Source organism: Streptomyces sp. NPDC005263, assembly GCF_042872365.1.
Lineage (GTDB): Bacteria > Actinomycetota > Actinomycetes > Streptomycetales > Streptomycetaceae > Streptomyces.
The window spans coordinates 360,208-381,895 of record NZ_JBIAKJ010000001.1 but is presented as its reverse complement, the minus strand read 5'-3'; the positions used below and the strand labels follow the sequence as shown (position 1 = coordinate 381,895).

21 protein-coding genes are annotated in these 21,688 nt (G+C 72.1%); 11 read left to right on the top strand and 10 right to left on the bottom strand.

What is annotated here, in order from left to right:
• The first annotated feature begins 37 nt into the window (after positions 1–37).
• Positions 38–553: a hypothetical protein gene (locus ACFYRY_RS01745; RefSeq protein ID WP_389138954.1), complete on the top strand. Its 516-nt coding sequence runs from the start codon at positions 38–40 to the stop codon at positions 551–553.
• Positions 554–608: 55 nt separating this feature from the next.
• On the opposite strand, the gene hemC is transcribed toward ACFYRY_RS01745, so the two are convergent.
• The 5 genes from hemC to ACFYRY_RS01720 form a co-directional block, all read right to left on the bottom strand.
• Positions 609–1,544 (bottom strand): hydroxymethylbilane synthase, encoded by a 936-nt coding sequence (hemC, locus tag ACFYRY_RS01740; protein WP_389138952.1) that lies wholly within the window; start codon positions 1,542–1,544, stop codon positions 609–611.
• A 90-nt stretch (positions 1,545–1,634) separates the two neighbouring features.
• Positions 1,635–2,651, bottom strand: a complete 1,017-nt coding sequence (locus ACFYRY_RS01735) for a questin oxidase family protein (protein ID WP_389138950.1) — start codon at positions 2,649–2,651, stop codon at positions 1,635–1,637.
• Positions 2,652–2,765: 114 nt separating this feature from the next.
• The gene (locus ACFYRY_RS01730) at positions 2,766–3,542 is read right to left on the bottom strand and encodes an NPP1 family protein (protein WP_389138948.1); all 777 of its coding nucleotides are present in this window, start codon (positions 3,540–3,542) and stop codon (positions 2,766–2,768) included.
• A gap of 208 nt (positions 3,543–3,750) precedes the next feature.
• The gene (locus tag ACFYRY_RS01725) at positions 3,751–4,731 is read right to left on the bottom strand and encodes an ATP-dependent DNA ligase (protein ID WP_389138946.1); all 981 of its coding nucleotides are present in this window, start codon (positions 4,729–4,731) and stop codon (positions 3,751–3,753) included.
• Positions 4,732–4,963: 232 nt separating this feature from the next.
• Positions 4,964–6,445 (bottom strand): MFS transporter, encoded by a 1,482-nt coding sequence (locus tag ACFYRY_RS01720; RefSeq protein WP_389138944.1) that lies wholly within the window; start codon positions 6,443–6,445, stop codon positions 4,964–4,966.
• Positions 6,446–6,629: 184 nt separating this feature from the next.
• Between ACFYRY_RS01720 and ACFYRY_RS01715 the strand changes: the two genes are divergently transcribed.
• The 9 genes from ACFYRY_RS01715 (at position 6,630) to ACFYRY_RS01675 (ending at position 15,041) form a co-directional block, all read left to right on the top strand.
• Positions 6,630–7,286 carry a TetR/AcrR family transcriptional regulator gene (locus tag ACFYRY_RS01715; RefSeq protein ID WP_389138942.1) on the top strand — a complete coding sequence of 219 codons (657 nt, stop codon included), beginning with the start codon at positions 6,630–6,632 and terminating at the stop codon, positions 7,284–7,286.
• A gap of 31 nt (positions 7,287–7,317) precedes the next feature.
• Positions 7,318–8,040 (top strand): response regulator transcription factor, encoded by a 723-nt coding sequence (locus tag ACFYRY_RS01710; protein ID WP_389138940.1) that lies wholly within the window; start codon positions 7,318–7,320, stop codon positions 8,038–8,040.
• Between the two features lie 283 nt (positions 8,041–8,323).
• Positions 8,324–9,553: a cytochrome P450 gene (locus ACFYRY_RS01705; RefSeq protein WP_389138938.1), complete on the top strand. Its 1,230-nt coding sequence runs from the start codon at positions 8,324–8,326 to the stop codon at positions 9,551–9,553.
• A 50-nt stretch (positions 9,554–9,603) separates the two neighbouring features.
• The gene (locus tag ACFYRY_RS01700; RefSeq protein ID WP_389138936.1) at positions 9,604–9,801 is read left to right on the top strand and encodes a ferredoxin; all 198 of its coding nucleotides are present in this window, start codon (positions 9,604–9,606) and stop codon (positions 9,799–9,801) included.
• Positions 9,798–11,024 (top strand): NAD(P)/FAD-dependent oxidoreductase, encoded by a 1,227-nt coding sequence (locus tag ACFYRY_RS01695; protein ID WP_389138934.1) that lies wholly within the window; start codon positions 9,798–9,800, stop codon positions 11,022–11,024. Before ACFYRY_RS01700 ends, ACFYRY_RS01695 begins: the two co-directional genes overlap by 4 nt.
• A 30-nt stretch (positions 11,025–11,054) precedes the next feature.
• Positions 11,055–11,576, top strand: coding sequence for a MarR family winged helix-turn-helix transcriptional regulator (locus ACFYRY_RS01690; protein ID WP_389138932.1), 522 nt, complete (start codon positions 11,055–11,057; stop codon positions 11,574–11,576).
• 216 nt (positions 11,577–11,792) lie between these two features.
• On the top strand, positions 11,793–12,173 hold the full coding sequence (locus ACFYRY_RS01685; protein WP_389138931.1) for a hypothetical protein: 381 nt from the start codon (positions 11,793–11,795) through the stop codon (positions 12,171–12,173).
• Positions 12,170–12,637, top strand: a complete 468-nt coding sequence (locus ACFYRY_RS01680) for a peroxiredoxin (protein WP_389138929.1) — start codon at positions 12,170–12,172, stop codon at positions 12,635–12,637. Before ACFYRY_RS01685 ends, ACFYRY_RS01680 begins: the two co-directional genes overlap by 4 nt.
• Before the next feature lie 64 nt (positions 12,638–12,701).
• A complete protein-coding gene (locus ACFYRY_RS01675; protein WP_389138928.1) occupies positions 12,702–15,041 on the top strand; it encodes a SpoIIE family protein phosphatase in 2,340 nt (779 codons plus the stop codon).
• A 113-nt stretch (positions 15,042–15,154) separates the two neighbouring features.
• Here ACFYRY_RS01675 and ACFYRY_RS01670 read toward each other — a convergent pair whose 3' ends face one another.
• Entirely contained in the window at positions 15,155–15,985 is an 831-nt protein-coding gene (locus ACFYRY_RS01670) for an aldo/keto reductase (protein ID WP_389138927.1), read from the bottom strand.
• Positions 15,986–16,142: 157 nt separating this feature from the next.
• Here ACFYRY_RS01670 and ACFYRY_RS01665 point away from each other — a divergent pair, with 157 nt between their 5' ends.
• The gene (locus tag ACFYRY_RS01665; RefSeq protein WP_389138925.1) at positions 16,143–17,117 is read left to right on the top strand and encodes a TauD/TfdA dioxygenase family protein; all 975 of its coding nucleotides are present in this window, start codon (positions 16,143–16,145) and stop codon (positions 17,115–17,117) included.
• 4 nt (positions 17,118–17,121) lie between these two features.
• Here the strand turns inward: ACFYRY_RS01665 and ACFYRY_RS01660 are convergent, their stop codons facing one another.
• From ACFYRY_RS01660 to ACFYRY_RS01645, 4 genes are all read right to left on the bottom strand, one after another.
• Positions 17,122–18,150 carry an LLM class flavin-dependent oxidoreductase gene (locus ACFYRY_RS01660; protein WP_389138924.1) on the bottom strand — a complete coding sequence of 343 codons (1,029 nt, stop codon included), beginning with the start codon at positions 18,148–18,150 and terminating at the stop codon, positions 17,122–17,124.
• Positions 18,151–18,227: 77 nt separating this feature from the next.
• Entirely contained in the window at positions 18,228–19,730 is a 1,503-nt protein-coding gene (locus ACFYRY_RS01655) for a metallophosphoesterase family protein (protein ID WP_389138922.1), read from the bottom strand.
• A 112-nt stretch (positions 19,731–19,842) separates the two neighbouring features.
• Entirely contained in the window at positions 19,843–20,637 is a 795-nt protein-coding gene (locus ACFYRY_RS01650; RefSeq protein ID WP_389138920.1) for an MHYT domain-containing protein, read from the bottom strand.
• A gap of 194 nt (positions 20,638–20,831) precedes the next feature.
• Positions 20,832–21,587 carry a dienelactone hydrolase family protein gene (locus ACFYRY_RS01645; protein WP_389138918.1) on the bottom strand — a complete coding sequence of 252 codons (756 nt, stop codon included), beginning with the start codon at positions 21,585–21,587 and terminating at the stop codon, positions 20,832–20,834.
• Positions 21,588–21,688: the final 101 nt, after the last annotated feature.

The window sequence follows — 21,688 nt, the reverse complement described above, 5'->3', positions numbered from 1 at the left end:
GATAGGAAGCAGCTCTCTGAGGTCGAAGAGGTGCACTGTGTACGAGCCGAACGTGGTCGGGGACTGGCAGGAGTACGACGAGCATGCCGGTCTGCGGGTCCGCGTCCATCAGCTGGAAGCGGCCGAGCCGCCGCGCGGACGGGACGACGCGGCCGAGGGGCTGGCGTATTTCCGGATGCGCGTCACCGTGGAGAACCGGGGCCCCCGCCACCTCGGTATCCACCTGGAGGACGGTCAGATCGACGTGCGGATCGGCCCCGACGGCGAGAGCGCGTTCCTGGACTGGCGCAACTCCCAGTTCATCGAGGGCTACGACGTCTACCCGCTGCGCCGGGCCACCGCCGTGCTGTACGCGGCCGGGTCGGAGGCGTCCCTGAGCCAGGTGGACATCCAGATCCAGCTGCGGGTCGACGAGGAGTGGGCGGACCGTCGGCTGTGGGCGGGCGGTATCGGACTGCAGGAGGGGGCCGTCGGCACCGGCACGGTCCGTGAGGGCCTCGCCTGCCAGGTGAGCAACTTCCTGCGGGACCAGGCCGAAGAGGGCACCGCCTGACGTGGGCGCTTGAGGTGGGCCCGCCCCTCGGGGCGGGCCCATTCGGTGCTTGCGCTCAGTGCGGGATGCCGTCGATGATCTCGCGGGCGCCCTGCCGCAGCAGGGCCACGGCGACCGAGGTGCCGAGCGTCGCCGGGTCGAGCGGGCCCGCCCATTCGTGCGCGTTCAGCCGGGTCTTGCCGTCCGGGGTGAACACACAGGCACGCAGGGACAGTTCACCACTGCGGTCCACGCGGGCGTACCCGGCGATCGGGCTGTTGCAGTGTCCCTGCAGGACGTGCAGGAACATGCGCTCCGCGGTGGCCTCCCGGAACGTGTCCGGGTCACCGAGCGCGCTGACCGCGTCGATGGTCGCGGTGTCGCCCTCGCGGCACTGGAGCGCGAGGATGCCCGCGCCGATCGGCGGCATCATCGTCTCGGGGGAGAGGACCTCGCTGATCACGTCCCGCCGGTCGATGCGCTCCAGGCCGGACACCGCGAGCAGCAGCGCGTCCGCCTCACCTGCCGCGAGCTTCTCCAGGCGCCGGTTGGCGTTGCCGCGGAACGGCACACAGTCCAGGTGCGGGTGGGTGGCGGCCAGTTGGGCGACCCGGCGCACCGAGGAGGTGCCGATCCGGGTACCGGCCGGCAGCTCGTCCAGGGTGAGGCCACCCGGGTGGATGAGGGCGTCGCGGATGTCGTCCCGCTTCAGGAACGCGGCGAACGTGGTCCCCGCGGGCAGCGGCCGGTCGGCGGGCACGTCCTTGACGCAGTGCACCGCGAGATCGGCCCGGCCGGCCAGCAGCGCGGCGTCGACCTCCTTGGTGAAGGCGCCCTTGCCCTCGACCGCGGACAGATCGCCCATCCACTTGTCCCCGGTGGTCTTCACCGGTACGACCTCGGTGCGCGTGTCGGGATACAGGGCGGCCAACTCGGCGCGGACCCGCTCCACTTGGGCGAGCGCCATCGGCGAGTCGCGGGAGACGATACGGATCAGTTCGGGCACGGACATGCGGACACGATAGTCCCTTCGGGCAGTGCGCCCGTGCAGTACCGCTCGACTTCCGGACGAGGAGGCGGATACCGGCGTTGGCCGACCGTTTCAGGCCAGTGGTGTACTGAGTTCGACCGAGCGCAGCGCGGCGGCGAGGGCCTGTTCGTCGCCCACGTCCAACGCCGTGTCGGTGAGTTTGATGACGTGCTCGTCGCCGTGCGCCAGGGCCCGCTCCAGGACCTCCTCGGCCGTCAGCCGTGCGGGAGGGGTGTAGGTGACCGGTTGCGCGGGCGCGTACATCGCGGTGACCGCGGCGGACGCCGTCCAGGCCGCGCGCAGGCTCGGCACCCACATCTCCCGCGGCAGCGAACCCAGCGTGCGCAGCACGGCGTTGGGGGCGGTGGCCGCGTGCACCAGCATGGTCTCCTCGCCGTGGCCGTGGGTGGCGTAGCGATGGGTCGCGGCGCGGACGAGTTCGGTGAGCCGTTCCCTGGCCGTGTCCGGGTCGGTGACGTCGTCCGCCCAGACCGGCAGCCGGCGTACGGCTGCGAGCCGGGCCGGGAAGCCGTCCTCGGCCGCCTCGACGGCGGGTGCCGCGTCCAGCGACCGCGCCGCGGAGCGGTCGCCGGGCAGCGGGGTGATCCCGGACACGGCGTGGTGCCGGGCCGCCCAGTAGCCCAGTCCGTGCGCGAGTTCGGTGAGCCGGGGCGGGTTCGGTCCCGCTTCGAGGGCGCGTACGGCGTGGCCGACCCGGATGACCGGATGGGTGGAGCCGCCGTAGATCCCCGGCAGGAGGCGTGGCCACCACAGGGCGAGGACGTCGTGCCACGGGTGGTCGGCGAGGGCCCGGGAGAAGTAGCCGATCCAGTCGGCGGCCCGGCGCGGATCACCCAGCGCCGAGGGCCAGTTGTCGTCGGTGACGGGGGCCACCGGGGCGGGGAAGTCCTCCAGCCTGCCTCGGTACAGGTCCAGCCAGCGGTGCACGGCGCCGGCCTGACCGTGCGCGGCGAGTGCCTCGACGACCATGGGGGCGTGGTTGGTGAGCCGGCCGAGCCGCTCCGGTCCACAGGAGTGCAGGCGCTCCAGGGCTTCTTCGAGCTGTCCGCTCGTGTCAGTGGTGTCCATGCGCGGGACGCTATGCGGCGCCCGTATCGCGGGGCATCGGGCGCGGGACCCAACCCTGGGGTGCGTGGGTCGTAGGTCTCGCGCCCGATGCCCGTCGCCAGGGCGGTGTCCGGGTCAGGCGCCGGGGTCGAAGGCGATGCCGGACGGCTTCGCCGAGGTGAGGTGGTTGACGAAGTTGGCGTCCTTGAGGCCGAAGTTGGCGCTGCCGAAGTCGTACGCGCTCAACCTGTCGCGCAGGCCCGACGGGTAGCCGTTCCAGCCGACCAGCGGCGGGTACTGCCAGGTGCCCTTGTGGTTCTCCGGCGGTTCGTCGTTCGAGTTCGCGAGCCGGAAGCAGTGCGTGCTGATGCCGTCCTTGTGGTAGACGACCTTCGCGTGGGTGCCGTCGAAGCGGACCCCGGACGCCGCCGTGACGGTGAACGAGCCGTGGTTGGACGTCGAGACGTACCGCACCTGGTTGTTCTGCGTCCAGATCACGACGTGTTCCCAGTCGTGCCGGTGCCCGCCGATGCTGCTGCCGGCCACGGCCTGGTCCTTCTCGAAGTACAGGCCGTACATGTAGGCGCACCAGCCGTTGTTGCACTTGTAGCGCGAGTAGCTGTTGGTGTTGTCGAGGTCCGAGGCGTCACGGCAACCGCCGTTGAGGGCGCCGGTCGGGTTGAGGCCGCCGTTGACGCTGCCGTCGGGGCCGATCGCGGGGGTGGGGTAGCACCCGTCCGTGTCGTAGTCGAAGGCCGGCTGGAAGGTCTTCTCGGCCGTCTCGGCGTTGGCGGGGAGCGCCTGCGGCGGGGCGGCGAAGGCGACGGCGGGGAAGGCGACGACGAGGGCGGCGGCGCCGGCCAGGCCGGTGAGCCATCTCCTGCGGTGAGCCTTGAACGACGGTGACGACACTGCGTCCTCCTCTGGTCCGGGCGCAGCCCAACGGCTGTGGGGGGCAAGGGAGATCAGCTTCCCGGCTTTTCATGTCCGCGCCAAGAGTGTGCGGGCGTCTCTCTGGTGACAGTGGCCCCAACAGTTGGGTCCTGACGTCGTGTCAGGGCGGGTTGTCGCGGCAGAACGCCAGGGGGAGGACGTCAGGGGGTGACGTCGGAGAAGCGTGTCAGGGCAGGTCGTCCGGAAGGTCCGCCGCCGATTCCTCGGGGGCGAGGTCGGGCCGCAACCGCAGCCAGGACGGCTGGCGCAGCATTCCGGCCCGGGTCCGGGTGCTGTAGCGGACCTCGCCGACCAGGCGGGGCAGTACCCAGTGGGCGCCGGCGACCGGCGGAACGGGATCGAAGGGGCACACGTCCGTCTCGGCGGCCCTCAGCAGCGCGGCGAGCTGCTCGCGCTCGGTCTCGCTCCAGCCGGTGCCCACCCCGCCGACGTAACGCAGCCGCCCCCGGGTGCGCTGTCCGACCAGCACCGCGCCCGGCAGGCCGGTGAGCCGCCCCTTGCCGGGCAGCCAACCACCCACGACCACGTCCTCGCTGCGCATGTTCCGGATCTTGATCCAGGCCCGGGAACGCACTCCGGGTTCGTACGCCGAGTCCAGCCGTTTGCAGACCAGGCCCTCCAGCCCGTTCTCGCGGGTGGCCCGCAGTGCCTGCTCGCCGTGACCGACCAGGGCGGTCGGGGTGGACCAGTGCGGCCCGCTCAGGTCCAGCCCCTCCAGGAGGGTGCGCCGCCGGGTGTAGGGGAGGGCGACGAGGGAGCGGCCCCCCAGGTGCATCACGTCGAACAGGACGAGGTGGACGGGCACCTCCGCCGCTCGGCGCGCCGCCCTGCCGGGGGACTGCACCAGACCCATGCGGGACTGGAGCAACTGGAAGTCGGCGCGCCCCCGTTCGTCCAGCGCCAGCACCTCCCCGTCCAGTACGGCGGGGGTGCGGCCGAGGGCGCGGCCCAGCGGCAGCAGTTCGGGGTAGGCGACGGTGACGACCTCCCCGGAGCGGGCGCGCAGGACCACGCCGCCGTCCCCGGCGAGGTACGCCACCACCCGCTGGCCGTCCTGCTTCGTCTCGTAGGCCCACCGGGCGTCCTGCGCGGCGGGCGGCAGGACGCCGGTCGTGGCGAGCATGGGCGGGATCAGCGGGAGGCTCACGGGTCAGTTCTCGACGCTCCCGCCCCTCGTCACGCGTGCCGCGCGCCCGGTTCGCCTGAACGGCGCCCTGTGCACGAGGCACCGGCCGGGGCTGAACGCCGCCCCCGCCCCGAGCGTCGGTGCGCCCTCGGACGCTGCCGCGGGTCGGCCCGGGGCGCCCGCCGTAGACCCGGCCTGCGTGCCGGACGGCGCGACTTTGCGGACACCCCCTGGGTCTCCGTTCGCCGTCCGCTCACTTCGCCGTGGTGGTGCGAACCGTCGGCGTGTCGGCCCCGGGCGCTGGGGTCGGTGCGAGGGAGACCCGCTGCCGGGGAATGAACGCGGCGATCGCGAGGGCGAGCAGGGCGGCGCCGACGCCGAGCGCCATGACCGTCCGGAAGCCGTCCTTGGAGGGCAGCGCGAAGCCGCCGAGGGTGGTGGTCATCTGCGAGAGGACGACACCCGCGATGGCGCTGGCCACCGACGTGCCGATGGACCGCATCAGGGTGTTGAGGCTGTTGGCGGCGGCCGTCTCGCTCGCGGGCACGGCACCCATGATCAGGGCGGGCATCGAGCCGTACGTGAAGCCGATGCCGGCGCCGATCACGCAGGAGACCATCACCAGGTGCCAGACCTCGGACATCAGCACGATGTTCAGGCCGTACCCGCAGGCCACGATCACCGCACCGATCATCAGCGTCACCTTCGGCCCCTTGGCCTTGGACACGGCGGCGGAGACGGGCGCGGTCGCCATCATCACCAGGCCGGAGGGAGCCATCACCAGACCGGCCGTCAGCAGCGATCTGCCCAGTCCGTAACCCGTCTGCTCGGGCAGCTGGAGCAGCTGCGGGAGCACCAGGGACATCGCGAACATGGAGAAACCGATCGCCACCGAGGCCAGGTTGGTGACCAGGACCTGACGGCGGGCGGTGGTACGCAGGTCGACCAGCGGCTGCGTGGTGCGCAGTTCGAACGCGCCCCACGCCAGCAGCACGAGCACGGCGGCGGCGAACAGTCCGAGCGTGGTGCCGCTGGTCCAGCCCCAGTCGGCACCCTTGGAGATCGCCAGCAACAGGCACACCAGGCCGGTCGCCATGCCGAGCGCGCCGACCACGTCGAAGCGGCCACCGGTGCGTACCCGCGACTCCGGCACCAGGCTCACGACCAGAACGAGGGCGATCACGCCCATGGCGGCGGAGGCCCAGAACAGGACGTGCCAGTCGAAGTTGTCGGCGATCAGAGCGGCCGTGGGCAGACCGAGGGCGCCGCCGACGCCGAGGGAGGCGCTCATCAGCGCGGTCGATCCGGCCAGCCGCTCGGCGGGCAGCTCGTCCCGCATGATGCTGATGCCCAGCGGGATCACCCCCGAGGCGAGGCCCTGCAACGCCCGGCCCACGACCATCGGCACCAGCGACTCGCTGAGCGCGCACACCACCGAGCCGATCACCAGCATCAGGACGCTGATCATCAGCATCCGGCGCTTGCCGAACATGTCACCGAGGCGGCCCACCACCGGAGTGGCCACGGCCGCCGCCAGCAGGGTCGCGGTGACCGCCCAGGCGGTGTCGGACGCCGGCGCGTCGAGCAGCCGGGGAAGCTCCGGCACGATCGGGATCACCAGGGTCTGCATCAACGCGACGACGATCCCGGCGAAGGCCAGCACCGCCACGACGGCGTTGGGTCTCGGCGCGGCGGCGCCCCCGGCCTCGGCGGGTGGGGCAAGGGCGTCGGACATAGGGAGCCTCCGGGGGCGTCAGGTGAAGAGGCAGCCAGATTTAAGGCAGCTGCTTGACTTACCATACTGGCTCCGTTTCCTTACGTAGGCTTCAGGGACGTGAGGCGTCGCTCGGCGGCGGACCCGTGGCGGCTCCAGGGGCCGGCCGGCGCGGGGTTTCCCGGGCCCCGGTGCGGTGGTGAGCATGGCGGGCAGGACGGTACGAGCCGAACAGGTCAGCGCGACGCGGGAGCTGATCCTGACGGCCGCTGAGCGGCTGTTCGCCGAACGCGGCGTGTACACGGTGTCCAACCGTCAGGTCAGTGAGGCCGCGGGCCAGGGCAACAACGCGGCCGTCGGCTACCACTTCGGCACCAAGACCGACCTGGTCCGGGCGATCATCCGCAGGCACGCCGAACCGATCGGGGAGATCCGTGCCCGGCTGCTGGCCGCCACCGGCGACTCCACCGATGTGCGCGACTGGGTGGACTGCCTCGTCCGCCCGGTGCCCGAGCACCTCGCGGCGCTGGGCAGTCCCACCTGGTACGCGCGGTTCTGCGCCCAGGTGATGACCGACCCGGCGCTGCGGCGGACCATGGCGGAGGAGTCACTGGCGTCCCCGGACCTGCGGCAGATCGTGGAGGGGCTGCGGCGCTGCCTGCCCGAGCTGCCCGACGACGTGCGGGCCGAGCGCGGCGACATGGCCCGCCACCTCATCGTGCACGTCTGTGCCGAGCGGGAGCGGGCGCTCGCCGAGCACACGCCCACGCCACGCTCCACCTGGCACGAAGCCGCCACCGGTCTGGTGGACGCGGTCGTCGGCATGTGGCAGGCGCCCGTAACCCCGGCCAGAATTAATTGAGTTAGGCAAGCAGCGGGGTAGGGTGGGGGGAATGTACGGCGTCATCCGTGAGAAACCGGCGCCGGTCCGCGGGGCCGGAGAGCACCTGCTGCTCGTCGTCGACGAGCCGGACACGGCCGAGCTGCTCTCCACCACCCTCGACCTGGCGGGGTACCGCGTCACCGTGGTCCGCAGCGGGACCGAGGCGCTGGCGCGGCTCGCCGAGCGCCGGTTCGACCTCCTGGTCGTCGACGCGACGCTTCCGGACCTGGAGAGCATCGGCCGCGACCGGCCCACCGTCGTCGACCGCCCGCCGGTGCTCCTGCTGACCGTGTACGAGTCTCTCGACCGGCTGGTGCCGGAACTCGGCCCGGGGGAGCGGGACTACGTCACCAAGCCCTTCCGGGTGGCCGAGGTCCTCGCCCGGGTGCAGGTCCTGCTGCGCGGACCCGGTCGCCGCAGGCCGCGCGGCGACGAGCTGGGCTACCGGGACCTGGTCCTGGACGACACCCGCTGCGAGGCGCGCCGCGGCCCCCGGCGGCTGGACCTCACACCGGCCGAGTACCGACTGCTGCTGCACTTCCTGGCCAACGCACACCGGGTGCTGTCCAAGGAGCAGATCGGCCGCTACGTCTGGGGCCACCACCGCGGCGACAATGCCATCGAGCAACTCGTCTCCCGGCTGCGACGCAAGGTGGACCGGGACGCGCCGGTGCTGATCCACACCCGCCGGGGCTTCGGATACTGGCTGGGAGACGCCGACGCCGAGTTCTGAGGCGTCGCGGAGCAAACATCCCGCCGTCGCCCGGCAGGGCCCCGTCCCGTGGTCCACGGTCGACGTCGACGCGCCCGTTCAGGCACGGCCGTCATTCACAACCCCCTTATGAAGCACAGGGATTCGTGCGTCCTGAATGCGACTGTGATCCGGACCACGTCAGCTTTCTGTCAGGAAACTGACGGGTTGACGTCAGTCCTGTCTGTTTGCCTGTGCTCATCGAGGCCTCACCCCTCTCACCCCGGCGTTCCGCCCCCGGAGCCCCCCCACACCGAGGAGAACCATGGCCGACACCCTCACCGGCGGCGCGCCCGACGCGGCCACGCCGGTCCCCGAGTTCCCGATGGCCAGGGCGGCGGGCTGCCCCTTCGACCCGCCCCCGGCCCTCCGGGCCCAGCAGGACGAGGGCCGCCTCGTCAAGGTCCGCCTCTGGGACGGCAGCACGCCCTGGCTGGCGACCCGCTACGAGGACCAGCGCACCCTGCTCCTCGACCCCCGCGTCAGCGCCGACATCACCACCCCCGGCTATCCGCTCCAGGCACCGAGCAACGGCAAGAACACCATCAGCTTCGTCCTGATGGACGACCCCGAGCACGCCCGCCTGCGACGCATGGTGACCGCGCCGTTCGCGGTGAAGCGGATCGAGGCGCTGCGGCCCGGCGTGCAGAAGATCGTGGACGACCTCATCGACGACATGCTCGCCACCGGCGGCCCCCTCGACCTGGTGCAGGCGTTCGCCCTGCCGGTGCCCTCGCTGGTCATCTGCCGACTCCTCGGAGTGCCGTACGCCGACCACGACTTCTTCCAGGACAACAGCAGGACCCTCATCACCCGGGACGCGGCCATGGAGGACCGCATGGCCGCCCACGGGAGGCTGATCGGCTACCTCGACGAGCTGATGGGCCGGAAGATGACCGACCCCGGCGACGACCTGCTCTCCGGGCTCGTGGCGCGGGTCGAGGCGGGCGAGCTGACGCGGCAGGACGCCGCCCAGATGGGCGTACTGCTGCTGCTGGCCGGCCATGAGACGACCGCCAACATGATCGCGCTCGGCACGCTCGCGCTGCTCGAGCATCCGGACCAGCTCGCGCTGCTGCGGGACAGCGACGACCCCAAGCTGGTGGCGTCGGCGGTGGAGGAACTGCTGCGCTACCTCAACATCGTGCACGGCGGACGACGCCGGGCGGCCCTCGAGGACATCGAGATCGCCGGCCAGGTGATCCGGGCCGGTGAGGGCGTGATCCTGCCCAACGACATCGCCAACCGCGATCCCGAGGCCTTCGCCGACCCCGACCGGCTGGACATCACCCGCGACGCCCGTCGGCACGTCGCCTTCGGTTTCGGCGTCCACCAGTGCCTGGGCCAGCCGCTGGCCCGGATGGAACTCCAGGTCGTCTACAGCACCCTCTACCGCCGCATTCCGACCCTCCGTCTCGCCGCCGAGGTGGACAGCCTGCCGTTCAAGCACGACGGCTCGGTCTACGGCGTCTACGAACTGCCCGTCACCTGGTGACTCGCGCACCGACGGTCAACCCCCCACAGAGAGCGAACGAGGTGCAGAGCATGCGCGTGGAACTGGACGAGCCGAAGTGTGTCGCGTCGGGGCAGTGTGTGATGGCCGCCCCCGAGGTCTTCGACCAACGGGACGAGGACGGCATCGCCTTCCTGCTGGACGAGCGGCCCCCGGCGGACCTGCTCGACGACGTGCGCGAGGCCGTGGCGATCTGCCCGGCCGCCGCCATCCGGCTGGTGCGGCGGTGAGGCGGATCGTCGTGGTGGGTGCCTCGGCCGCCGGGCTCGCCGCGGCCGAGACGCTGCGCCGCGAGGGCTACGACGGCACGCTCACCCTCGTCGGTGACGAGCCGCTGCCCCCGTACGACCGGCCGCCGCTGTCCAAGCAACTGCTGGCCGCGGAGTGGGAGGCGGAGCGGCTGGCGCTGCGCACCCCCGCCGACCTGGCCGCGCTCGGCCTCGACGTGCGGCTCGGGGTGGCGGCGACCGGCCTGGAACCCGCCGAGCGGATCGTCGCCTTGGCCGACGGCCGCGAAGTGCCGTACGACGGACTCGTGGTGGCGACCGGGGTCCGGCCGCGCCGGCTGCCCGGCGAGGGGGCCCACGTCCTGCGCACCCTCGACGACGCCCTCACGCTGCGGGACCGGCTCACGCCCGGGCGGCGCCTGGTCGTGGTGGGCGCCGGTTTCCTGGGCGCGGAGGCCGCCGCCGTCGCCCGGCGGCTCGGTGTCCACGTCACCCTCCTGGAACCCGCCGCGGTGCCGCTGGCCCACGCCGTCGGCTCGGCGGTCGGGGAGGTGCTGACCCGGGCGCACCTGGAGCGGGGCGTGGACCTGCGCTGCGGGGTCACCGTCACCGAGGTGACCGAGGACGGGGTGCGGCTCGCGGACGGTGAGGTCGTCGACGCGGACGAGGTGCTGGTCGCCGTGGGCTCACGGCCGAACACCGAGTGGTTGGAAGGCAGCGGCCTCGTCCTGAGCGACGGTGTGGTCTGCGACCAGTACTGCGAGGCCACCTGGGGCTCCGCCCGGCCGGAGGCTGGGGGAGTGTACGCGGCCGGTGATATCGCCCGCTGGCACAACCCGCTGTTCGGCACGTCGATGCGGATCGAGCACCGCACCAACGCCGCCGAACAGGGCATGGCCGCCGCCCGCAACCTGCTCCGCCCCGAGGCACGCAAGCCGTTCGCGCCGGTGCCGTACTTCTGGTCCGACCAGTACGGGATGAAGATCCAGGCGTACGGCTTCCTGCGGGGCCACGACGAGGTCGCGGTGGTGGACGGCGACCTGGGCCGGTGCCGGTTCGTCGCCCTGTACCGCACCGGCGACCGGGTCAGCGGCGCCCTGGCGGTCGGCATGCCGCCCAAGGCGCTCCGGACCTGGCGGCAGGCCATCGCGGCGGGCGCGCCGTGGGACGACACCGTCCGGGTCACTGTCCGGGTCGAGGTCCCAGCGGATCACCATATTACTTGAGTTACGCAACAAGATGGTAACGTGGCTCGCATGTCCACACAGCCGCTCCCCGACACTCCCGCCTCCCCGGAAGTCACCGAGATCGAGCGGGCGCTCACCCGCATCACGTACCTGAGCACGCGCGCCCGGCAGCACGAGCGGCTCATGGCCCTGGCCGGGGTGCCGCTCGACCGTGCCGCCGTGGCGCTGCTGCGCCAGGTCGCCGACTCCGAGCCGCTGCGGCCGGGGGAACTGGCGAACCGGCTGGGTGTGGAGGCCTCCCATGTGACGCGCACGGTGCAGCAGCTGCAGAAGTCGGGGTACGCCACCCGCGTCCCCGACCCCGACGACCGACGCGCGCAGCGGATCCAGCTCACCGACACGGGCCGGCAGGCCATCGCCCGGATCCGGGACGCGGGCGCCCGGGGAATGCAACTCGCCCTCGCCGACTGGTCGCCCGAGGAGCTGCGCCTGCTCGCCGCGCTCTTCCACCGCATGGTCGACGACTTCCTGTCCTACTCCGTCGACGAGGACACCGAACCGGCGGCCGCGGCACCGGCCGAGACGGCTTGACGGCACGGCCTCGGCGACGTGGCATCGGCCGGCACCCCCCCAGAACCGGCGTGGGCATGACCTGCGGCGAGAACGGCCCGCCCGAGGCGAGCACGACGCACGCAGGCTTCCCGCGGGCTCGCGCAACCGCCGTTCCCAAGCCGACGCGGACCCGGCCGGTCCCCCCGCGTTTTACCGTCCAGTAATATCGCGCGGCAGGTCATCAGAGGAGGAACCGTGTCACGGTCCGAACGCTCGCCCCTGCTGCTCGCCGGCCTGCTGGCCGCCGCGGGTGTCACCCACTTCGCCGCTCCACGCCCCTACGACGCGATGATCCCGAGCGGCCTGCCGGGTTCGCCCAGGGCCTGGACGTACGCGAGCGGTGCCGTGGAACTGGCGCTGGCCGCGGGTGTGGCCCTGCCGCGCACCCGGCGCACGGCGGCGCTGGCCACGGCCGCGTTCTTCGTCGGGGTGTTCCCCGCCAACGTCAAGATGGCCCTGGACCGGCGTCACCGGCCCGCGCCGCAGAAGGCCGCGGTGTTCGGGCGACTGCCCCTCCAGGTGCCCCTCGTCCTGTGGGCGCGTGGCGTCGCCGCGAACGGGGAGGGCCGGTCGTGACCACACGTACAGAGGTCGGGGACAAGGTCGAGGACTTCGAGCTGCCGGACGAGACCGGCACGCTCCGCAGCCTCACCGGCCTGCTCGCCGACGGACCCGTCGTGCTCTTCTTCTATCCCGCGGCCCTGACCTCCGGCTGCACCGCGGAGGCCTGTCACTTCCGCGACCTGGCCGCCGAATTCGCCGCCGTCGGTGCCCGGCCCGTGGGTATCAGCGGCGACCCCGTCGAACGCCAGCAGGAGTTCTCCGGACAGCACAACCTGGGCATGCCCCTGCTGTCCGACCCCGACGGGACGATCCGGGAACGGTTCGGCGTCAAGCGGGGCTTCTCGCTCGCCCCCACCAAGCGGGTCACCTTCGTCATAGCCGAGGACCGGACGGTCCTGGAGGCCGTCCGCAGCGAACTGCGGATGAACACGCACGCCGACCGCGCCCTCGACGCGTTGCGGGCCCATCGGACGTGACGCGGGTGCCCCAGTCGCCACAGCGCGGTTGATGCGGTGTGACAAAGAGACCATCCTGGACGATATGGAGCATGTCTCCGCTGCGGCGACCACGGATGCCCAGGGCATCGTGACGGGGTGGAGCGAGGGTGCCCGGCGCCTGACGGGACGCACGGCCGAGGAGGTCGTGGGACGCGCGGCGCGGGAACTGCTCGCCGAGGACCCAGCGGACCGAGTCGTGGCGGAGCTGGCCGGCCCGGTCGTCCTGCGGCACCGGGACGGCACCCCCGTCCCGGTCGCGCTGCGAGCGCACCCCGTGCTCGGCGCGGACGGCGCACCCAACGGCTATGTGATCACCGAGCAGCCCGGCGAGCGGGAACCCACCCTCGCCGAGCAGGCTTTCCAACAGGCGTCCGTGTCGATGTCGGTCTTCGACACCCGCCAGCACTATCTGCGCCTCAACGAAACGGCCTGCCGGGTGATGGGCGTGTCGGAGGAGGACCTGGTCGGCAGGCCCTTCCCGGAATCGGTGGAGGACGCCGTACACAGCCGGGGCTTCCACAGCAACCTGCGCCAGGTCGCCGAGACCGGACGGCCCGCCCGATACGAGAGCTACACGGGCGCCCCGGCCCTCAACCGGGAACACGCCTGGAGCACCGAGATGTGGCCCGTGCGGGATGCCTCGGGCGTGGTCACCGGGGTGGCTCTCGCGGCCCTCGACAGCACCGAGCAGTACTGGGCCCGGCGGCGGCTGGCCATGCTCAACGAGGCGGCGGCCGGCATCGGCACCACCCTGGACGTGGTGCGCACCGCCGAGGAACTGGTCGAGCTCCTCGTTCCCCGGTACGCCGACTTCGCCAGCGTGGACCTGCTCGAATGGGTCCTCGGGGCGGACGAACCCCAGGCGGCGCTGAGCGGAGAGGTCGTCCTGCGTCGCGTCGCGCACGGCTCCGGCACCGAGGGCACCCCGGAGGCGGCCGTGCACCTGGGCGAGGTGGACGTCTACCCCGGGTACTCGCCGCCCGCGCGGGCGCTGCGGGAGGGCCGGGCGGTCATCGGCCAGGCGGGCGAGCCGGACTTCATGCGCTGGGTCGACGAACGCAACGCGCGCGCTCCGAAGGGACGCCCCCATCGCAGGGGCGTCCACTCGATGCTCGCGGTGCCGCTGCGGGCCCGCGGCACCACCCTGGGCGTCGCCGTGGCCGTCCGCATCGCCCACCCGGACGACTACGGCGACGACGACGCCGTCCTCGCCGAGGAACTCGCCAGCCGCGCCGCCGTCTGCGTCGACAACGCCCGCCGCTTCGCCCGGGAACGCACCACCGCCCTGGCCCTGCAGCACAGTCTGCTGCCCCGCGGCCTGCCCGGACAGGCGGCGGTCGAGGTCGCCCACCGCTATCTGCCCTCCGGCTCGCTGGCCGGCCTCGGCGGCGACTGGTTCGACGTGATCCCGCTCTCCGGCAGCCGGGTCGCCCTGGTCGTCGGTGACGTCGTCGGACACGGCATCCCCTCGTCGGCGACCATGGGCCGCCTGTGCACGGCCGTGCGCACCCTCGCCGACGTGGACCTGCCGCCGGACGAACTGCTCACCCACCTCGACGACCTGGTCATCCACCTCGCGGGCGACGACCGTGACAGCGAGCCCGGGGAACTGGGCGCCACCTGCCTGTACGCCGTCTACGACCCGGTCTCCCGCCGTCTCGCCCTGGCCTCCGCGGGTCATCCGCCGCCCGCCGTGGTGCTGCCCGACGGCACCGCGAGCCTCGTCCCGCTGACCGCGGGCCCGCCGCTCGGCGTGGGCGGCCTGCCGTTCGAGGCGACCGAACTGGAACTGCCCGAGGGCGCCGTCGTCGCCCTGTACACCGACGGGCTCGTCGGCGACCGCGACCGTGACGTCGATCACGCCATCGACGAACTGTGCCACGCCCTGACCGCCCGCACCGACACCCTCGACTCGCTGTGTGACACCGTGCTGAAGGCCGTACTGCCCGAGGAACCCAGCGACGACGTGGCGCTGCTGCTGGCCCGCACCCGGTCGCTGGGCGCGGACCGGGTCGCCACCTGGGACGTCGACCCGGACCCCGTCCACGTGGCCGACACCCGGCAGGCCGCCACCGAGCAACTCACCGCGTGGGGACTGGACGAGGCGGCCTTCGTCACCGAACTGGTCGTCAGCGAACTGGTCACCAACGCGATCCGGTACGGCGAATCGCCCATCCAGCTGCGGCTGATCCGCGACCGCACCCTCATCTGCGAGGTCTCCGACGGCAGTTCCACCTCGCCGCACCTGCGCCGGGCGCACGCCTTCGACGAAGGGGGCCGCGGCCTGCTCCTGGTCGCCCAGCTCACCCAGCGCTGGGGCAGCAGGCAGACCGGCAGCGGCAAGACGATCTGGGCCGAGCAGTCGCTGACGCCGGAGTTCTGATCCCCCGATCAGCCGGAAGAACAACCGGGGTCCGGTACCTCCGCGGACAGCGGTGAGTCGTGCGGGCGACTCGGAACCCCGCGGCGGGCCGGCCCGGCGTCACCGGCCCGCCCTCAGAACTCCTCGTGTGTCTCAGGGTCCCCGCCGACCCGCCGGTGGGGGCGGTCGGCGATCGCGTCCATCTGGTCGGCGCTCAGCTCGAACCCGAAGACGTCGAGGTTCTGGCGCTGCCGCTCGGGATCGGACGACTTCGGGATGGGGAGGGCGCCCAGCTGGACGTGCCACCGCAGGACGACCTGGCCGGGCGTCACCCCGTGTGCCTTCGCGACGGAGGCGACGGCGGGGTCCTCCAGCAGCTCCGTGCCCCGGCCCAGCGGGCTCCAGCTCTCGGTCACGATGCCCCTGGCGGCGTGGAAGGCGCGCAGCTCGTCCTGCGGGAAGAAGGGGTGCAGTTCGATCTGGTTGACGGCGGGCAGGACGCCCGTCTCCTTCTCCAGCCGCTCGATGTGCTCGGCCGTGAAGTTGGAGACGCCGATCGAACGGACGAGGCCCTCCGCACGGAGCCTGATCATGGCCTTCCAGGAGTCCACGTACTTGTCGACGCGCGGCAGCGGCCAGTGGATCAGGTACAGGTCCACCTGCTCCAGGCCGAGGCGGGCGCGGGACTCCTCGAAGGACGCGAGGGTCTCCTCGTAGCCGTGGTGGCGGCCCGGGAGTTTCGTGGTCACCACGATCTCCTCCCGGTCCACCGCGCCGCCCGCCACGCCGCGGCCGACCCCGGCCTCGTTGCGGTAGTTCGTCGCCGTGTCGACGAGGCGGTAGCCGGTCTCCAGAGCACCGCGTACCGCCTGCTCCGCCTGCGTGTCGTCCATCGGCCAGGTGCCGAGTCCGAGGGCCGGGATCGTCGTGCCGTCGTTGAGCGTGTGCGTCGGGATGCTGATCACTGCCGGACCTTCCCTTGACTGTGCCTGTGACTGTGCCGGGTACCCAGCCTCACGGGCAGCACGAGCCGTGATCAAGCGGACCGGCCGGAGCGTGTCACGATCTTCGGGGACCGGTACGGACCGAGCCGGTACCGACGGACGGATCAACGGAGCGTGTATGACGACGGACAGGGCCACTGCGGACCGCCCGGACGGGGCCACGGGGATCGAGGTGCGACCGGCCGCCGGACACATCGGCGCCGAGATCACCGGCGTCGACCTGGCCGGCGACCTCGACGACAGCGTGATCGCCGCGATCCGGGCGGCGGTGCTGCGCTGGAAGGTGGTGTTCTTCCGGGGACAGCGGCTCGACCACGCCGGGCAGGTGGCCTTCGCACGCCGGTTCGGCGAGCCGGTCGCGCCGCGCGGACGAGGCAGCGCCTCCCCGCAGGACTTCCCCGAGATCGAGACGACCGCCGACCGGCTGGAACTGGGCGGCAGGTTCGGCATGGAGCACGACGAATGGCTCAGGCGTAGGCGGCACACCCTGCTGCGCGGCTGGCACTGTGACCACGGCGCCCGCGTCGACCCGCCGATGGCGACGATCCTGCGCGCCGAGACCGTGCCGCCCTACGGAGGGGACACCACCTGGTCGAACCTCGCGGCCGCGTACGCCGGTCTCTCCCTCCCGGTGCGGGAGTTCGTGGACGGGCTGCGGGCCGAGCACCGGCTGGGGGTCGGCTACCAGCCACGGCCCGGCGACGACGCGTACGTCCGGCATCTCCTGGACCATCAGGTCGCCTCGCTGCACCCGCTGGTCCGGGTCCACCCGGAGACGGGGGAGCGGATCCTCTACGTCAACGGCTACTACGTCGAGCAGATCGCCGGGCTGTCCCGGGCCGAGAACGGCGCGATCCTGGAGATGCTGCTCGACCAGGCGACCCGGCCCGAGTACACGGTCCGCTTCCGCTGGGAGCCCGGCAGCGTCGCCTTCTGGGACAACAGGGCCACCATCCACCTGGCGCCCTCCGACAACGCGCACCTCGACTTCCCCCGGACCATGCACCGGGTGATGCTCGCCGGTGACCTGCCCCGCGGCGTGGACGGCAGGCCCTCGGAGCCGATCGTGGGGACCGAACCCGGCCGGTGGTGACCCCTCAGACGCCGGGCCGCCACCCCAGCGCCGGACCGAGCCTCGTCGCCATGTCGGTGAGGATCTGCACATAGTCCTCGTGCCCGAAGGTGAACGGCAGCGCGAAAGCCACCTCGTCGACCTCGCGGAAAGCGGCGTGCGCGTGGAGCCGTTCGGCGATCTCGTCCGAGGTGCCGACGATGTCCGGCGCGAACATCAGCCGGGCCGGTCCCTGCGGTGCCGCCGTACGAGGGGTGCGCTTCGCCGCGTACTCCTCGTACCGGGCGCGCTGTTCGGGCGAGGCGGAGTCGGTGGGGATGACGACGAGGCCCTGGGAGACACGGGCGTCCTCGCCGTCGGGGTGGGCGGCGCGGAAGGCACGGATGTGGGAGAGCTGGATCTCCGCGAAGTCCGGCGTCCCCTCGGACTCTTCCGCCTTGACGACGCTGCTTGTCAGGAAGTTCATGCCGTGCTCACCGGCCCAGCGCGCCGAGCTGAGACTGCCGCCGCCGTACCAGAGGCGCCGCCCGAGCCCGGGGGAGTGCGGCTGCACCCGTTCCGAGAACACCTCGAACCCCTCGACCCCGCTGAAGTCGGTGGCGGGCTCGCCCCGCACGAAGTCCAGCAGCCGCCGCACCCGCTCGTACCCGAAGTCCTCGGCGTCGGCGGTGTCCGGGTACAGGGCGTCCTTGACCTGGTCGTAGTGCATCGGCGGGCCCACGCTCACGCCGGGGTTGACCCGACCGCCCGACAGCAGGTCGACGGTCGCCAGGTCCTCGGCCAGCCGCAGCGGGTTCTCCCAGCCCAGCGGGATCACCGCGGTGCCGAGGTCGATGCGGCTGGTGCGCTGCGAGGCCGCCGCCAGGACCGCGACGGGCGACGAGATGCCGTACTGCAGATGGCGATGGCGCAGCCACGCGCTGTCGAAGCCCAGCCGCTCGCCCAGCTCGATGATCTCCAGCGTGGACTCGTGGCCCCGGCGCGGATCGGCCTCGTCGAACAGGCCGATGGTCAGGAAGCCCAGCTTGCGCAACGGGCGTGAGGTGGGCGGCACGGGCTCCTCCGGCGTTCTTCGATCATCGCGTACGACGGTGCCAACGGGACCGTGTCCGGAAGTGTTCCCGTGCCCCGTCAGACCAGCGGAATGGTCACCTCGTCCTCGACGGGCGGTTCGATCTCCTGGGCGCGGTTTCCGGTCGCCGCGTGACAGCGCAGCCGGATCGCCTCCGGGGTGACGTCCAGACGCAGGAAGCACTTGAAGAAGGGCGGGCTGTACGTGGCCGAGCTCGGGGAGAACAGCTGCGTGTAGATCTTGCGCACCGGGAGCCGGAAGCGCGAGGTGCGGTCGGGTCGGCCCCCGGCGCCCAGCAGAGCGGCCACCAGCCGGGTGCGCGCGGTGACCTTGGTGGCCCCGCCCGGCGCGCGGGTCGGGGAGATGCCGAGCCGCTCGGCGATGACGGCGGTGGCCTCGGCCTCGGTGAGCGTGAAGAAGCGGCGCAGGCGCAGGCGGCGGCCGTAGAGGCGGCTGTAGAAGGCGAGGGAGTCGCCGCGCAGCGGGTAGCAGCGGAAGTCCTTCTCGGTGACGCCGCCGACCGAGACCCGGGGGATGGTGTGGGTGGCGTGCATGAACGCCCCGCCGCCGCCGGAGACGACGTACTGGAGGGTGCGGTCGCCCACCCGTACCGGGTAGCGCTGGTAGTTGTGGATGTCGCCGCCTATCGCCGCCACGTAGTGGTGGTCCGGGTCGCGGACGATGTCGTCGACCGTCCCACCGCCCTCTATCGGGCACGGGTGGTGCTCGCCGTCCACGTACAGGGGCGACCCGGTGATGAGGACCTTCGGGCGGGGGCCCTGGGAGACCTCACGGAGCCAGGCCCCCTGCTCGGCGTCGAGCGTGCCCAGCAGACCCGTGTCGATCCCGATGATCCGCACCGGTCCGGCGTCCACCGCCCAGTACGGTCCCGGCTGCACGGCCCGTTGGGCCGGCGAGCCGCGCAACTCCCGTTCCTGGTCGAGTCGCCCGCCGTCGTGCGGACGCGGCCGGTGCCACAGCAGCGACCGCAGCCAGGCCCGGGTGAGGGGGCGGGGCGCGGGTTCGGGAGCGAGGGGCGGGGCGTCGTCGCAGAAGACGCGCATGAACGCGCCGAGGTCCTCGTACCAGTCATGGTTGCCGGGTATCGCGTAGATCGGCGCCGGGTAGTCCTGGTACGGGCGGAAGAACTTGGTGCCGTAGTCGTCGGCGCTGCCCACCGGATAGATCACGTCACTGGCGATGACGGCGAAGCGGGTGTCCTGACCCGTCTTCAGGAAGCCCGGCACGACGGCGTACTGGGGATCGTCGCCCTCGCCCGTGTCGCCGATGACCATGAACGAGAACTCGTCCGGGTCGTCGCGCCGGACCACCTTGTCGGCGGGTGCCCCGGCCGCCGCCCGCTGCGCCACCCACCGGCTGCGGGTACGACCCGTGGGGTCCCCGAACCAGGACGCCAGGACGCCGTTGCGGGCGGCCCACAACGTCTTCGGATTCAGCCAGGAGATCTTCTCGACCCGGGAGGGCATGAGCCGCTGGTACTCGCCGCGTTCTGCGGTGCCCCAGCCGGCGCCTTCGGCGGTATCGCGTGAGGAGTCAGACACCGGTGCACCGTAACAACGATCTAGAACGGGCCGAGCGGGGGAGTCACTTGGGCATTGACTGACACCGAGGTGGTGGGCACTCCGACTCGTCGCCTGGACGAGCCGTGCCCGCTCACCGTCTCACCGTCGCCCCGGCTGTCGTCGTCGGCGTCGTCCCCCGGCTCCGCTCGCCGTTGCCCAGGACCAGCAGGGGATCGAACATCACCACCACCCCGGCCAGTATCAGGAAGAGGACCGGCCCCGACAGCATCGGCAACAGCAGCGAGCTGGGCGAGTCGCCCGCCCAGGTCTCACGGCCGCCGTCGTGCACGTGAACGCTCACGGCGGCCATCCCGGTGTAGTGCATCCCCGACACCGCCACACCCATGACCAGACTGGCCCCGAGGCTGGTCAGGAAGCCGCGGACGGAAACCGCCGCCCACAGGGACGCCGTGGCGGCGACGATCGCGATCACCACCGAGAGCGCGACGACGGCCGGGGCGTAGCGCAGGTCGCCGTTCAGATGCATCGCCGCCATGCCGAGATAGTGCATGGCGGCGATGCCGAGACCGGTGACCGTGCCCGCGACAGCCAGCGTGGCCCGGCTCGCACCGCGACGCCCGACGATGAACACGCCGACGCCGACCATGACGATCGCCAGGGCGAGACTGAGTACCGTCAGGCCCACGTCGTACCGGATCCGGGTCTCCTCGACCCGGAAACCGATCATGGCGATGAAGTGCATCGTCCAGATGCCACTGCCGATCGAGGTCGCCCCCAGCGCCAGCCAGCCCGTCTTCCACGTCTGCGTGTCCAGCAGGGTGCGGACGATGCAACGTAATCCCAACGCCCCACCCAGGCACGCCATCAGATAGGCCGCCACCGGCGTGACGGCTCCGTAGCGGAACCCGTCAACCGTGCCTTCCATACGCCATCTCCCCCATTACGGCTGGTTGTCGGGGAAGGTTTACGTGGCGGAGCGGAACAAGAGCAAGGGCTTACCGTCGGTACGCCGCGAACTCCGATCACCATGGCTTGACTCGAGTCACTGAGCGGCGAGTTTCAGCCAGACGTGTGGGTCGACGTCGTGCGATGTGGCACCGTCCTCGGACACCCGCTCGTTCAGAAGGTGCGCTTCAGGAGGTCCAGCAGGGCCGTCCAGTGCCGTTCGTCGCCCGCGGCGTCGTACATCGCGGTGTCGGCCTGCGTGAAACCGTGGTGTGCCCCGGTGTAGACCTCGCAGGTGTGGCGGACACCGGCGGCGGTGAGCGCCTCCTCCAGGCGTTCCTGCTGCTCGACGGGCAGTGACGGGTCCTGGTCGGCGTGCCCGAAGTACAGCTCGGCTGTGACGTTGCCGGCCACCAGGTGCGGGCTGTCCGGGGTGTCGGGCGCGAGGTGTCCGCCGTGGAAGCCGGCCGCGGCGGCGACCCGCTCCGGGTAGGTGCCCGCGGTGAGCAGGGCGAGCCGTGCGCCCATGCAGTAGCCGGTGAGGGCGACCGGACCGGCGGCGGCCACCGGCGAGTCGGCCAGCGCCCGGAGGTAGGCGCCGGCGTCCCGCATCGCGACGTCCGGCGTCAGCTCCGCCATGACCGGGCCGATCTGCTCGAAGAGCTGCGGACGTGCGCCCGGGTCGATGAAGTCCGGCAACTCGAAGACGGGTGCCCGCCCGTGCCGGTAGAACAGGTTGGGCACGAGAACCGTGTAGCCGGCCTCGGCCAGCCGGTCCGCCATGGACCTCAGCTGCGGGCGCAGCCCGAAGGCGTCCATGTACAACAGGACCGCGGGATGCGGTTGCCCGTCCGCGGGGTGGACCAGGTAGGCGTCGGCGACGCCGTCCTCGGTGGGTATGTCGACAGCGGTTGCCTGTACGGCGGTCATGGGGGGCTGCCTCTCTGAAAGGGGAGTCGGCGAAGGCCCTGCCCGGCGCTGGGAGGGGCAGGCCCGATCATGGTGGCATGTGTCGTGTGGCTCACCGCTCC